Genomic DNA, 12,758 nt, shown 5'->3' with positions numbered 1-12,758 from the left:
CGGGCAACTGCACTGAGACTCTGGACGGGGTGAGCAATTGATGCACGACAGCGAAGACAAGGTGCGGCTGGACAAGTGGCTGTGGGCGGCACGCTTCTACAAGACCCGCGCGCTGGCCAAGGAAGCCATCGAGGGCGGCAAGGTGCATTGCCGTGGCGAGCGCTGCAAGCCGGGCAAGGAGCCGCGCATCGGTGACGAGTACCTGATCCGCCAGGGCTTCGAGGAGCGCAGCGTGGTTGTGCTGGCGCTGTCTGTGGTGCGCCGCGGGGCCGCGCAGGCGCAGTTGCTGTATGCCGAGACGGCGGACAGCCTCAGCCGGCGCGAAGCCGCGGCGGCGTTGCGCAAGGCCGGGGCGCTGGGCCTGCAGACCGATGGCCGGCCGAGCAAGAAGCAGCGCCGGCAGATCCATCATTTTCGCGACCGCCAGGACTCATAGAGTCAGCCTTGTGCGTTGATAGACGACCGGGCCTTGGTCGCAGCCGGCTTTGCCCCTAAAATCGGCCTCCCTTCAGATGGCAGCGAATCCGGCATGTCCGACTTCACCCAGCGTTTCCTCTTTGATGACAGCGATGTACGCGGCGAGCTGACCTCGCTTGAGCAGAGCTATGTGCACGTGCTGGCCAAGCACAGCTATCCGGCGGCGGTCGCGCAGTTGCTCGGCGAACTGCTGGCGGCGGCGACCCTGCTGGTCGGTACGCTCAAGTTCGATGGTCTGCTGGTCCTGCAGGCGAGCTCATCGGGGGCGGTGCCGCTGTTGATGGTCGAGTGCTCCAGCGCGCGCGAAGTGCGCGCGATTGCCCGCTATGACGCCGAGCAGCTGGTCGAGGGGGCGAGCCTGCGCGAGCTGATGCCCGACGGCGTGCTGGCGCTGACCGTCGACCCGCGGCAGGGCCAGCGCTACCAGGGCATCGTGGCGCTGGACGGGGAAACCCTGGCCGAGTGCCTGACCGACTACTTTGCCAATTCCGAACAGCTGCCGACCCGCTTCTGGCTGTATGCCGATGGCAGCCGGCATGCCCGCGGCCTGCTGCTGCAGGCATTGCCGGCCGCGCGCCTGAGTGATCCCGAGGAGCGCGCCGCCAGCTGGCAGCACCTGACCACGCTGGCCGACACCCTGAGTGCCGAAGAAATGCTCGGGCTGGACAACGAAACCGTCCTGCACCGGCTGTACCACCAGGAGCACGTGCGCCTGTTCGAGCCGCAACCGCTGGAGTTTCGCTGCAGCTGCTCGCGCGAACGCTCGCTGAATGCCCTGGCCAGTCTTGGCCGGGAGGATGCCGAGGCGCTGCTGCAGGAACACGCCGGCGAAGTGGTGATCGACTGCCAGTTCTGCAACCAGCGCTATGCCTTCGATGCGGCCGACATTGCCCAGCTGTTTTCCGGCGGCGGTAGCCAGGAGCCCTCTGCCACGCGGCATTGAGGCCTTTTTACTAAACAGGCGCGTTCTGGCATAATCGCGCGCTCTTTTTCGCTGTAGTGATTCGCCACGGATTGCTACCTTTTGCTTGGAGGACTCGGCTCACGCCGACGAGGACCACATGACGCAAGCCACTCAATACATCGACATCAGCGCAGCCCAGTTGGCTGAAGAAGCCATTCGTCGTGGCGAAGGCCAGCTGGCCGCCAACGGCTCGCTGGTAGTGCGTACCGGGCATCGCACCGGCCGTTCTCCGGCAGACCGCTTCATTGTCGAGGAGTCCACCACCAAGGACTCGATCAGCTGGGGTGGCATCAACCGTCCGTTCCCGGCCGACAAGTTCGATGCCCTGTGGGCGCGCGTCGAGGCTTATGTGGCGGGGCGTGACAGCTTCGTTTCGCACGTGCATGTAGGTGCTCACCCCGAACACTACCTGGCGGTCAAGATGACCACCGAAACGGCCTGGCACAACCTGTTTGGTCGTTGCCTGTTCATCAATCCAGAGCAGTTCAATCCATCCACCAAGCGTGAGTGGCAGGTCATCAACGCGCCGTTCTTCGAGTGCGTACCCGAGCGCGATGGCACCAACTCCGACGGCTGCGTGATCATCAACCTGGCGGCCAAGAAGGTCCTGCTGGCAGGCATGCAGTACGCCGGCGAGATGAAGAAGGCCATGTTCTCGGTGCAGAACTACCTGTTGCCGGAAGTTGATGTGCTGCCGATGCACTGTGCGGCCAACGTCGGCGAAGACGGCGATACCACCCTGTTTTTCGGCCTGTCCGGTACCGGCAAGACCACCCTGTCGGCCGATGAGAGCCGTTACCTGATTGGTGACGACGAGCACGGCTGGGGCGTGGGCACCGTGTTCAACGTCGAGGGGGGTTGCTATGCCAAGTGCATCGACCTGTCGGAAAAGAACGAGCCGGTGATCTGGAAAGCCATCCGCTTTGGCGCCGTGCTGGAAAACGTGGTGCTCGATCCGCACAGCCGCCTGCCTGACTATGCCGATGCCAGCCTGACGCAGAACAGCCGTGCCGCCTACCCGCTGGAACTGATCGACAAGCGCGTCGTGGCCAACCGTGCCGGCGAGCCGAATGCAGTGATCTTTCTCACCTGCGACCTGACCGGCGTATTGCCGCCGGTGTCGATTCTCAACGAAGAGCAGGCGGCCTACCACTTCCTCTCCGGCTATACCGCACTGGTCGGCTCGACAGAGATGGGCAGCGGCGGCGGCATCAAGTCGACCTTCTCCACCTGCTTTGGCGCGCCGTTCTTCCCGCGTCCGGCTGGCGTCTACGCCGAGTTGCTGATCAAGCGCATCCAGGGCTTCGGCTCCAAGGTCTATCTGGTCAACACCGGCTGGACCGGTGGCGGCTACGGCGTCGGCAAGCGCTTCAACATCCCGACTACCCGTGGCGTGATTGCCGCGATCCAGAGCGGTGCGCTGATTGGTGTGGAAACCGAGCACCTGCCGACCATCAACCTGGACGTGCCCAAGGCTGTGCCGGGCGTCGAGACCAACCTGCTCAACCCGCGCAACACCTGGGAAGACAAGTCGGCCTACGATGTTGCGGCGAAAGTCCTGGCCCAGCAGTTCATCGACAACTTCAAGAAGTTCGATGTGTCTGACGCCATCAAGAACGCCGGCCCGCAGCTGTAAGGGTCCGCGTTTCAGGAAAACCGCCTTCGGGCGGTTTTTTTATGTTGGGGAATTGTGGGGGCTGATTTCTCACGGATTGGAAATCCGAAGATGTTGTTGCGTTGTGTACTAGCTGATTATTGAGATTGCTGGGCAGATTTGGTTGCGCCCCGCCGGGCGCCTTACTTTTCTTTGCTTGTGCAAAGAAAAGTAAGCAAAAGAAACACCCCCCCGGCATACGGGTCTCGCTACGCGAGACTTCCCTCGCGCCGGCGCTTCTCCGCAGGCACGCTCCGAAGGACCATCCATGGTCCATCGGAGCTTTCTCGGCGTCCTGCCTCGAAACCTGCTGCGCAACACCTCTGCTCGGCCTCCTGACGGGGCCGGTCGCCAGCCGCACCGCTGGTGTAGGGCGGGTTGCACCCGCCCTACCAAACCGATCGATGAATTTCCTGATTTGCACGGACTGACAGTCCCGTCAGGAGGGTGAGCGGAATCGGTGTGGAAGGGGTTGAGCGGCATGGATGCCGCGAAAGCTGCGCTGGGCCATGGACGGCCCATCGCAGCGGGCCCCTGGAGCGCCGATGGAGCGAACGCACCCCGAGGGCGCAGCGCTCGGGGCCGGATGCCGGGGGTGCTTTCTCTTTGGTTACTTTCTCTTTGCACAAGCAAAGAGAAAGTAACTCGCCATCAGGGCGAAAAGCTGTGTTTCGGCCAGACTCGAAGCTTGCGCCAGCCAACAAATCAGCACCGGATTTCCAATCCGCAACCATCCACCATTTTTCCCCGGGCCTCAGTGATGAACCTTGTCAGCCTTTGCCGGGGCTTTCTCGCCTTTGAGCAGGCCGCGCAGGTGCTGGGCGCCACTGACCGCCAGCAGCACCGCGGCACCAGCCAGAATGCCGGCGATGCCGTTGAGCATGGGGGCGGTGAGCAGGCCCAGCAGCGGCCCGATAGCCGGCCACTGCGCGGCACTGCTGGCCAGTTGTTCGATCAGGTGATGCGCGGCCGGAATGCCGTGGGTGAGGATGCCGCCGCCGACCATGAACATCGCCGCAGTACCGATAACCGAGAGGCTTTTCATCAGCCAGGGCGCCGCGCCGAGCAGCAGCCTGCCGAGTGCGCGCAATGCGCGGGAAGCCTTGTGGCTGAGGTACAGGCCGGCGTCATCCAGTTTGACGATGCCAGCCACCAGACCGTAGACGCCGACGGTCATCACCACGGCGATCAAGGCGAGCACGCTGAATTGTTTGATAAACGGTTCGCCAGCCACCGTGCCGAGTGTGATCACGATGATTTCCGCCGAGAGGATGAAGTCGGTGCGGATCGCGCCGGTGATTTTGTCTTTCTCGAAATCCAGCAGGTTGACTGCCGGATCGTTAAGCGCCTGCAGCAGTTCAGCGTGCTCGGCGGTGGCGTTGTGCAGGTATTTATGCGCCAGCTTCTCGAAGCCTTCATAGCAGAGATAGGCGCCGCCGAGCATCAGCAGCGGGATCACCGCCCAGGGTGCAAGGCTGCCGATCAGCAGGGCTGCCGGTACCAGGATCAGCTTGTTCCGCAAGGAGCCCCTGGCCACCGCCCAGACCACCGGCAGTTCGCGATCGGCGCTGACCCCGGTGACCTGCTGGGCGTTGAGCGCCAGATCGTCACCCAGTACCCCGGCCGTTTTCTTCGCCGCCACCTTGCTCATCAGGGCCACGTCGTCGAGCACGCTGGCGATATCGTCGATCAGGGTAAACAGGCTGCTACCGGCCATGGCAAGGTTCCTGGGCAAAATGAGCGGCGATTAGAAGTCATTGGCCACGAGCAGTAAAGACCAGGGGGGTTACTCCGGGTCTTCGCCGTCGCTCGACTCGAGCCGCGCCAGACGCGCTTCCAGTGCGCTGATGCGCGCTTCCAGCTGGGTGAGGCGCTGGTCGGCATGCTCGCGGCTGGCGGTGCGCTCGCCCGGGCTGGCGCTGAGGGTCGCCTGCAGGTCGGCCGCAGTACCGAGCAGGTGCATGTAGCGTTCTTCGCGCTGTCCCGGCTGGCGCGGCAACAGGCAGGCCAGACCGCGGCTGGCCAGGCGCTGCAACTGGTGCTCGAGTTCGGCGCTGTCGTCGAAGTCATGCATGCGCTGGCTGCGGCTCAACAGCTCGTTGAGGGTTTGCGGGCCGCGCAACAGCAACAGGCCGAGCAGGATGACCTGGGCCTGCACCAGTTCCAGCTGTTTTTCGCAGCGCTGCTCCCAGCGATCGGCACGGCTGCCCATGACCAGCCGCGCCAGGCCGCGGGCTTCAAGGCTGCGCAAGCCCTTGCCGACTTCGCCGGGATGAAGGTTCATCAGTGGCTCCCGGCTGGTTTTCTGGTTGCAGGCGATGACCACGGCATTCAGGGTCAGTGGGTAGGTTTCCGGAGTGGTTGCCTGCTTCTCGATCAGGCAGCCGAGGATGCGTGCCTCGCCCGGACTCAGCGGCTGTTCGGCAAAGGCTTGGTTGGCTGGCGGCAGTGCTGCGGCATCACTCATGGCGGGCGTCCTTGGAAGAGCGGAAGTTGCCAGCCTAGCTGTTGGCGGCGCGGTTGGAGAACATTTCGCGGAAGCGCAGAAATGAGACAGCCGCCCTTGGGCGGCTGTTTGGTGCGGATCCATGCTTGTGGATCGGGCGCGTTTGTCAGGGTGAAGCTCCGGTTTGCCCGGCATATTCATGGGCCGTTGCCGACCGCTCTCATCATCATTGTCCAGCCTGCGTACTGCGTCGTTGTCGAACAGCTCCGCTGTTTGCCCGGTAGCGCGAAAGTGCATTCGATCTGTGGTCACGGGTATCAGCTGTGAAAAGCCGGGCGGCAGGCGTGCGGCGTTCAGTCTGGTTGTATTTGCTGCTGACCTGGCACTTGACCGGCTCAGGCAGTCATTCGGCAGTAAGCGCAGCACACCTGTTCCGGACTAACCGGTGTTGCAGGCAACGACGCTAACTGTGCGACTACTTGATGTCTCGAGCCGGGAGCGACAGGCTGCTGTTGGATCCGTTTATCTGCATGCAACCCCTCCTGTGCAGTTCCCTAATCCAAAGGCTAGGCTGGTTTGGCGCTGCAAGTTATACGGATTGGCTATAGCCATATCCACCTTAGGATTCTGCGGTTTTGAAGCCTCGCGCAGGCCACGATTGCCGCGGGGTGGTTGCAGCAGCCGGCGGTGAAAAAATCCAGCGGTGTACTTGCGCCTGTCGCGCGCAGCATCATGGCGGCAGTTCAGGGGGGATCGGCTTTGGTCATTGAACACGACAGTGTGGTGCTGCTGGGCTATCTGTATGCGCTGCTGCAGGGACTCGGTGTGCTGGCGGCAGGGCATGCGGTGATGAAGGTGCGTACCGCGCAGGGTGCCCTGGCCTGGGCGATTGCCCTGGTGTTCATGCCCGTGCTAACCCTGCTGCCATACCTGGTTTTCGGCCGCAACCGCTTCGACAGCTATGTGCGTTCGCGGCGCGAAGCGGATCTGGCGATGCAGCAGGCGCTGGCCGCGAGTGACTGGCGGCCCTGGGTGGAAAAGGCCAAGAGCGCCGAGATGGCCAGCGCCGCCGAGCGCCTGAATGCGGTGACCCGGCTGGCCCACATGCCCTTGCTGGCGCATAACCAGGTACGCCTGCTGGTCAATGGCGAGGCCACCTTCGCGGCGATCTTCGCCGCCATCGCGGCCGCCCGCAAGGTCGTGCTGGTGCAGTTCTTCATCGTGCATGACGATGCGCTGGGCCGTCGCCTGCAGCAGTTGCTGCTGGAGCGCGCGGCCGCCGGGGTGGCGGTGTACCTGCTGTATGACAGCGTCGGCAGCCATGCCCTGCCCGCGGACTACAGCGATACCCTGCGCGCCGGCGGGGTCAATGTGCATGCCTTTGCCACGCGTCGCGGCTTGCGCAACCGCTACCAGCTGAACTTCCGCAATCACCGCAAGATCGTGGTGGTGGATGGCCGCCTGGGTTACCTCGGCGGGCACAACGTGGGCGACGAGTACCTGGGCCGCAAGCCACCGCTGGCACCCTGGCGCGATACCCATATCGAAGTGAGCGGACCGGTGCTGACCTGCCTGCAGGAGTCGTTTGCCGAAGACTGGTTCTGGGCCAGCCGTGACATCCCGCCCTTGCTGATGCCCGAGGATCTCGCCGCGGACGGCATGCTCTGCCAGCTGGCGACGTCCGGGCCGGCGGATGCGCAGGAGACCTGCTCGCTGTTCTTTGTCACCCTGATCAATGCGGCGCGTCAGCGCCTGTGGATCAGCAGCCCGTACTTCGTGCCGGATGAAGCGGTATTGGGTGCCCTGCGCCTGGCCGTGCTGCGCGGCGTGGAGGTGCGCATTCTGCTGCCTTCGCGGCCCGATCACCGGATCGTCTATGCCGCCTCGAACCAGTACGCCGAGGATGCGTTGAAGGCGGGGGTGGCCATCTACCGCTATCAGCCGGGCTTCGTGCATCAGAAGGTAGTGCTGGTCGATCAGGATATCGCCGCCATCGGCAGCGCCAATCTGGACAACCGCTCGTTCCGGCTGAATTTCGAGGTCATGCTGCTGACCATCGATGCCGGCTTTGCCGCGCAGGTGGAAGAGATGCTGCTGGAGGATTTTGCCCATTCCGCGGAACAGGCCTACACCGCGCGCTACCAGGTCAGCCACCTGCAGCGGCTGGGCATGCGCGTGGCCCGGCTGCTCTCGCCGATCCTCTGAGGCGCGGATTCCGGCGGCTCAGGGCAGCAGTGCGCGGTAGTCCGTCACGGCGGCGAACTCCTCGGTGTCCTTCTCCGGCTTGCGGCTGTCCGGCTGGCGCACTGCCAGCAGGTGGGCGATGCCGTAATCACGGGCGCTGCGCAGGATCGGCAGGCTGTCGTCGATGAACAGCGTGCGCCCGGGGACGAAGCCGAAGTCCTGCTGCAGGGCGAACCAGAACTGCTGGTCTTCCTTGGCAAAGCCGTAGTCGTGGGAGCTGATCAGGCGCTCGAAGTAGGGTGCCAGCTCGACCCGCTCGAGTTTCAGCGACAGCGAGTCGCGGTGCGCATTGGTGATCAGCGCCACACGTTTGCCGGCGGCGCGGAGCGCGGCAAGGAAGGTGTCGGCATCCGGGCGCAGGGCGATCAGGTGCGCCACTTCGCGCTTGAGTTCGCTCACCGGCAGCTGCAACTCGCGGCTCCAGAAATCCGTGCAGTACCAGTTCAGCTGGCCAGCATGCTGGCGGAACAGTGGCAGCAGTTCGTCGGCGGCCTGCTGCGGGCTGATGCCATGGTGTTCGGCATAGCGCTGCGGCAGGTGGCTCAGCCAGAAGTGGTTGTCGAAGTGCAGGTCGAGCAGGGTGCCGTCCATGTCCAGCAAAACCGTGTCGATCTCGTCCCAGGGCAATAGCGGCATGTCGGTCTCTCGCGGTTGATGAGCATTTCTTTGTGTTGCGGGGGCGGCCAGCAGCGGCTGGCGCGGGTATGATAACCCGTCGTTCGGGAGAGTTAGTTGATGCGTCAGAAACCCATAGTGCTGGCCCGCGAGATCGTCGCCAGCAGCCGCCTGTTCCGGGTCGAGGAGTTGCAGCTGCGCTTTGCCAATGGCGTCGAGCGCACCTATGAGCGGCTGGTCGGCAAGGGCAGTGGCTATGGCGCGGTGATGATCGTGGCAATGGCCGACCGCGAGCATGCGCTGCTGGTCGAAGAGTACTGCGGGGGCACCGATGATTATCAGGTGTCATTGCCCAAGGGCCTGGTCGAGCCCGGCGAAGACGTGCTGGAGGCGGCCAATCGGGAACTCAAGGAAGAAGCCGGCTTCGGTGCCCGGCAGCTCGAGCATCTGGCCGAACTGTCGCTCTCGCCCGGCTACATGAGCCAGAAGATCCAGGTGGTGCTGGCGCGCGACCTGTACCCGGAAAGCCTGCCCGGTGACGAGCCGGAGCCGTTGCGGGTGGACCGGGTCAGCCTGCGCGAACTGTCCGCGCTGGTGCAAAATCCCCAATTCAGCGAAGGTCGCGCGCTGGCCGCGTTGTACCTGGCGCGCGATATTCTTGTTCAGCGTGGAGAGTTCAGTTTATGAGTCACCCCTATCTGCCGGCCGTGGTCGAACTGGTGCGGCAGGCGGGCGCGGCCACCCTGCCTTACTGGCGCTGCGACACCAGCGTCACTGCCAAGCTGGATGATTCGCCGCTGACCGCCGCCGACCTGGCCGCGCATCATCTGCTGCTGGCCGGCTTGCAGCAGCTGGCTCCGGAGATCCCGGTTCTGTCCGAGGAGGCCGCCGACATTCCGCTGGCCGAGCGCGCCGGTTGGACGCGCTGGTGGCTGGTCGATCCGCTGGATGGCACCAAGGAGTTCATCTCCGGCAGCGACGAGTTCACCGTCAATGTGGCGTTGATCGAGCAGGGCCGCGTGGTGTTTGGTGTGGTCGGCATGCCGACCACCGGCCGCTGCTACTTCGGCGGTGCCGGTCTGGGCGCCTGGCGCGCAGAGGCAGAGGCCGCGGCGCTGCCGGTCAGTGTGCGGATTGCACCGGCCGAGGCCTTTACCGTGGTTGCCAGTCGTCGCCATTCCAGCCCAGCGCAGGAACGCCTGCTCGAGGGGCTGAGCGAGCGTTTCGGTGACCTGCAGCTGGCCAGCGTCGGCAGTTCCTTGAAATTCTGCCTGCTTGCCGAAGGCAATGCCGACTGCTATCCGCGGCTGGCGCCCACCTCGCAGTGGGATACCGCAGCTGCCCAGGGCGTGCTCGAAGGTGCTGCCGGCGAAGTGCTGGACCTCAAGGGACTGGCGCTGACCTACGAGGCGCGCGAGTCCTTTCTCAATCCGTCGTTCATCGCCTTGCCGCAAGCCGCCGCCTGGCGCGACGAGCTGATCCAGCTGGCACGTGCGCTGGACTGAGCAGGAGAGCATCGATGAACCAGGAGCCGCAGCAGTTGCTCGAAGCCTTGCTGCACCGGGACATTCCGCTGAGCCGTGCCATGCAGCTGCGGGTCGACAGCTGGCAGGATCACGAACTGCGCCTGCGGCTGCCGCTGCAGCCCAACTGCAACCTGCACAGCACCATGTTCGGTGGCAGCCTGTACTGCGGAGCGCTGCTGGCCGGCTGGGGCTGGCTGCACCTGCGCCTGCATGAAGCTGGTTTGCATGGCGCGCTGGTGATCAAGGATGCGCAGATCAGCTACCTGTTGCCGGTGACCGGCGATGCGCTGGCTTGTTGCTCGGCGCCGGCGGACGGTGCCTGGGAAAAGTTTGTTGCCACCTTTGCCCGGCGCGGATTGGCGCGCCTGCAGCTCAACACGCGCCTGCTCGATCCCCGCGGCGAGGTGGCGGTGCTGTTCAGCGGGCAATTCGTCCTGCAGGGTGGCGGAGAAGCAGCCTGAGCGGCCGTGCGCGGCCGGGCTTAGAACGCCAGCTTGTAGCCGATAAAGACCAGCATGGTGGCCAGGCAGGGGCGCAGGATCTGATCGGAAATTCGTCCGGACAGGTGGCTGCCCAGATAGATGCCGGGCAGCGAGCCCATCAGCAGGTAGCCCAGCAAGTGCCAGTCCATGTTGCCCATGCTGGCATGGCCGAGGCCGGCGACCAGGGTCAGCGGCACTGCGTGAGCGATTTCGGTACCGACCAGGCGCTTGGTGGCGAGAAACGGGTAGAGGATAAACAGCGCAACCGTGCCCAGCGCACCCGCACCGATCGAGGTCAGGGTGACCATGGCTCCGAGCATGAGGCCCGTGACTACGGTCAGCAGGTTCAGGTTGAAACCACTCAGGTGGTAACGGTCGCCGGCATGCTTGTGGGCGAAGGCCAGCAATTGCTGCTTGAACAGGATCGCCAGCGCGGTGAGCAGCAGGACGACCCCCAGCGACTGCTTGATCACCGCATTCATGGCTTGGGTATCGGTATGCAGGCTATGCAGTAGCCACAGGGTCAGGGCCGCAGCGGGCACGCTGCCGAGGGTCAGCCACCCGGTGATGGTCCAGTCGATGTTCTTGTTGCGCTGATGCACATAGATGCCGCCAGACTTGGTGATGGCGGCATACAGCAGGTCGGTGCCCACCGCCGTGGCCGGATTGATGCCGAACCACAACAGGATGGGCGTCATCAGGGAGCCACCGCCCACGCCGGTCATGCCGACGATGAAGCCGACCAGCAAACCTGCGATGACCAAACCAACAACGCCGACTTCCATTAGCTGCTCTGCCTGTCCCGTGTGGGGCGAGTGGGGAGGCGGGCATCATAACAACACTTTTTATAAGCTTTTATATTGATTCGTTTCTTGCTTATAACTGTATTTTAAGTTGAGGCGGTGCAGCCAGTCAGATTATCTCCTGCCCATACCGAACGAGGATTTGATCCAGCGCCTTGCGGATCATGGTGCAGTTCCGGATAAGCTCGATCTGTGCCTGGGTTTGCTTTCGGCCATCACTGATCAGGGCTTCGGCCTGTTGCAGGGTGATCGGGGAGAGCACCTCATGGATGCCCAGAATCTTCCTGCCGGGCAGAATGTTGATGTCCGCGGTGTATTCCTGGCCGGCCACGGAATAGAACATGTGGTTGACCGCCTTGATCCACGGAAAGCGCGCCGTCAGGCTGCTGGTGACCGGCTGGATGGCCTTGAGGTTGGCGCGAAACACGTCGGTGGCCCACTCGATGGCCCGCTTGCCGTTGGGCCCGGCATTGCCAACGTGCTTGACTGCCCACAGCACCGCAGGGTTGGTCTGGCTGGTGATGAAGTGATTGACCCCGTAGAGGCGGCCGAGGCGGCGGGACGGCAGGTCAAGGCCGACCGAGCCATCGACCCACTTCTGCCCGCCGATATAGGGGCGGCGCTGGCCATCATAGCCCTTGGCACAGAGTTCCACCGGTGGAAATACGCCCGGTACGGAACATGAAGCGCGGACGGCTTCGCGAATGAACACGTGCGGTGAGGTGGTGGCGTTCAGCAGTCGCGATGAGCCGACAATGCTTGCCGGGGTGATCGAGATGTTGATGGTGATGCCGGACAGCTCGAAGGCCTCGCCAAACGTCAGGTCAGGAATCCAGGCCTCGACGATGCGCTTGAGGGTTTCCTCGGTATGCAATCTTGGCAGCAGGCTCCAGCGCTGCTGCGGTTGTGCATCGTTTTCCAGATTGGCGAGGGTGTCGCCGATCAGCGCGCTCAGGTCATCACCCTCGAGGATGGCATGCAGCTCCGCCGGGCTGCGGCTCCCCAGCATGCCGGCAACCAGGGCGCCGCCGCTCGAGCCGGAAATCACCCGCGGCAGCAGGTCGTGCAGGTGCAGGGCCTGGATCACGCCGATATGGTAGGGCGTCAGGCTGCCCGCGCCACTCAGCATCAGCGCGGTGTGGCCATAGCACTGGCTGGCCCGGCGAAACAGATCAATCTTCTCCGCCCTGGAGATGTCCGGGGACTTGCTGTCCGCCAGGTCATGCAGGGCCAGTGTGGTTTCGGTGAGGTATTCGCGGATCAGCGCGCGCTCTTCCTGGGTCGCCCGCTTGAACAGGTCGGCATTGCCGATACCGCCCAGATTGCCGTGCACCCCCTCGTTGATGACGAAGAGCAATTCGCGGTTGTCGTGGTGCTGGCGCGCGGCCTTGACCGCGTTCAGGCGATTGCGGATCAGGCGCAGGTTGTAGCCGCCGGCCTTGGCTTTCTTGAGCCCGCTCTGCTTGGTCTGCTCGATGGCGTTGTTCACACTAAGACTGCTCATGGTCGGAATTTCCAGTGGGCTGGCGGCGGCGTTTATTGATCAA

At 63.8% G+C, this 12,758-nt stretch carries 12 protein-coding genes; 7 read left to right on the top strand and 5 right to left on the bottom strand.

The genetic code is table 11. The annotated features are described in order from the left end of the window. Window positions 1-40: 40 nt before the first annotated feature. The 3 genes from ISX93_RS08255 to ISX93_RS08245 all read left to right on the top strand — a co-directional run bounded on the left by ISX93_RS08255 (window position 41) and on the right by ISX93_RS08245 (window position 3,077). Window positions 41-436: an RNA-binding S4 domain-containing protein gene (locus tag ISX93_RS08255; RefSeq protein ID WP_195778238.1), complete on the top strand. Its 396-nt coding sequence runs from the start codon at window positions 41-43 to the stop codon at window positions 434-436. 93 nt (window positions 437-529) lie between these two features. Beyond that, window positions 530-1,420 (top strand): Hsp33 family molecular chaperone HslO, encoded by an 891-nt coding sequence (gene hslO, locus ISX93_RS08250; RefSeq protein WP_195778237.1) that lies wholly within the window; start codon window positions 530-532, stop codon window positions 1,418-1,420. A 118-nt stretch (window positions 1,421-1,538) separates the two neighbouring features. Continuing rightward, on the top strand, window positions 1,539-3,077 hold the full coding sequence (locus tag ISX93_RS08245) for a phosphoenolpyruvate carboxykinase (protein WP_195778236.1): 1,539 nt from the start codon (window positions 1,539-1,541) through the stop codon (window positions 3,075-3,077). Window positions 3,078-3,849: 772 nt separating this feature from the next. On the opposite strand, the gene ISX93_RS08240 is transcribed toward ISX93_RS08245, so the two are convergent. Both ISX93_RS08240 and ISX93_RS08235 read right to left on the bottom strand, forming a co-directional pair. Next, window positions 3,850-4,812, bottom strand: a complete 963-nt coding sequence (locus tag ISX93_RS08240) for a DUF808 domain-containing protein (RefSeq protein WP_195778235.1) — start codon at window positions 4,810-4,812, stop codon at window positions 3,850-3,852. 69 nt (window positions 4,813-4,881) lie between these two features. Next, window positions 4,882-5,562: a YceH family protein gene (locus tag ISX93_RS08235; protein WP_195778234.1), complete on the bottom strand. Its 681-nt coding sequence runs from the start codon at window positions 5,560-5,562 to the stop codon at window positions 4,882-4,884. 744 nt (window positions 5,563-6,306) lie between these two features. Here ISX93_RS08235 and cls point away from each other — a divergent pair. Further along, window positions 6,307-7,746 carry a cardiolipin synthase gene (gene cls, locus ISX93_RS08230; RefSeq protein ID WP_308705309.1) on the top strand — a complete coding sequence of 480 codons (1,440 nt, stop codon included), beginning with the start codon at window positions 6,307-6,309 and terminating at the stop codon, window positions 7,744-7,746. Between the two features lie 18 nt (window positions 7,747-7,764). Here cls and yrfG read toward each other — a convergent pair whose 3' ends face one another. Beyond that, the gene (yrfG, locus tag ISX93_RS08225) at window positions 7,765-8,421 is read right to left on the bottom strand and encodes a GMP/IMP nucleotidase (RefSeq protein ID WP_195778233.1); all 657 of its coding nucleotides are present in this window, start codon (window positions 8,419-8,421) and stop codon (window positions 7,765-7,767) included. A gap of 99 nt (window positions 8,422-8,520) precedes the next feature. On the opposite strand from yrfG, the gene nudE reads away from it, so the two are divergent. The 3 genes from nudE to ISX93_RS08210 are packed head-to-tail and all read left to right on the top strand — an operon-like array spanning window position 8,521 to window position 10,387. Beyond that, on the top strand, window positions 8,521-9,087 hold the full coding sequence (nudE, locus tag ISX93_RS08220; RefSeq protein ID WP_195778232.1) for an ADP compounds hydrolase NudE: 567 nt from the start codon (window positions 8,521-8,523) through the stop codon (window positions 9,085-9,087). Next, on the top strand, window positions 9,084-9,905 hold the full coding sequence (gene cysQ / locus ISX93_RS08215; RefSeq protein ID WP_195778231.1) for a 3'(2'),5'-bisphosphate nucleotidase CysQ: 822 nt from the start codon (window positions 9,084-9,086) through the stop codon (window positions 9,903-9,905). The genes nudE and cysQ overlap by 4 nt, the downstream gene beginning before the upstream one ends. 14 nt (window positions 9,906-9,919) lie before the next feature. Further along, a complete protein-coding gene (locus ISX93_RS08210) occupies window positions 9,920-10,387 on the top strand; it encodes a thioesterase domain-containing protein (RefSeq protein ID WP_195778230.1) in 468 nt (155 codons plus the stop codon). Between the two features lie 20 nt (window positions 10,388-10,407). Here the strand turns inward: ISX93_RS08210 and ISX93_RS08205 are convergent, their stop codons facing one another. Next, the gene (locus tag ISX93_RS08205; protein WP_195778229.1) at window positions 10,408-11,193 is read right to left on the bottom strand and encodes a sulfite exporter TauE/SafE family protein; all 786 of its coding nucleotides are present in this window, start codon (window positions 11,191-11,193) and stop codon (window positions 10,408-10,410) included. A 127-nt stretch (window positions 11,194-11,320) separates the two neighbouring features. Then, complete coding sequence (locus ISX93_RS08200) at window positions 11,321-12,715, bottom strand: DUF3336 domain-containing protein (protein ID WP_195778228.1); 1,395 nt, start codon at window positions 12,713-12,715, stop codon at window positions 11,321-11,323. Window positions 12,716-12,758: the final 43 nt, after the last annotated feature.

The organism is Pseudomonas sp. N040, assembly GCF_015637705.1.
In the GTDB taxonomy this organism is placed as follows: Bacteria; Pseudomonadota; Gammaproteobacteria; order Pseudomonadales; family Pseudomonadaceae; genus Aquipseudomonas.
The sequence above is the reverse complement of the archived record's forward strand: the minus strand, read 5'-3'. Positions and strand labels throughout refer to the sequence as shown.

Excerpts from the sequence above, each read along its gene's own strand:
- yrfG (WP_195778233.1), bottom strand. The coding sequence starts at position 8,421 with ATGCCGCTATTGCCCTGGGACGAGATCGACACGGTTTTGCTGGACATG.
- ISX93_RS08210 (WP_195778230.1), top strand. The coding sequence starts at position 9,920 with ATGAACCAGGAGCCGCAGCAGTTGCTCGAAGCCTTGCTGCACCGGGAC.
- hslO (WP_195778237.1), top strand. The coding sequence starts at position 530 with ATGTCCGACTTCACCCAGCGTTTCCTCTTTGATGACAGCGATGTACGC.
- nudE (WP_195778232.1), top strand. The coding sequence starts at position 8,521 with ATGCGTCAGAAACCCATAGTGCTGGCCCGCGAGATCGTCGCCAGCAGC.
- ISX93_RS08255 (WP_195778238.1), top strand. The coding sequence starts at position 41 with ATGCACGACAGCGAAGACAAGGTGCGGCTGGACAAGTGGCTGTGGGCG.
- ISX93_RS08200 (WP_195778228.1), bottom strand. The coding sequence starts at position 12,715 with ATGAGCAGTCTTAGTGTGAACAACGCCATCGAGCAGACCAAGCAGAGC.
- ISX93_RS08240 (WP_195778235.1), bottom strand. The coding sequence starts at position 4,812 with ATGGCCGGTAGCAGCCTGTTTACCCTGATCGACGATATCGCCAGCGTG.
- ISX93_RS08235 (WP_195778234.1), bottom strand. The coding sequence starts at position 5,562 with ATGAGTGATGCCGCAGCACTGCCGCCAGCCAACCAAGCCTTTGCCGAA.
- ISX93_RS08205 (WP_195778229.1), bottom strand. The coding sequence starts at position 11,193 with ATGGAAGTCGGCGTTGTTGGTTTGGTCATCGCAGGTTTGCTGGTCGGC.
- cysQ (WP_195778231.1), top strand. The coding sequence starts at position 9,084 with ATGAGTCACCCCTATCTGCCGGCCGTGGTCGAACTGGTGCGGCAGGCG.
- ISX93_RS08245 (WP_195778236.1), top strand. The coding sequence starts at position 1,539 with ATGACGCAAGCCACTCAATACATCGACATCAGCGCAGCCCAGTTGGCT.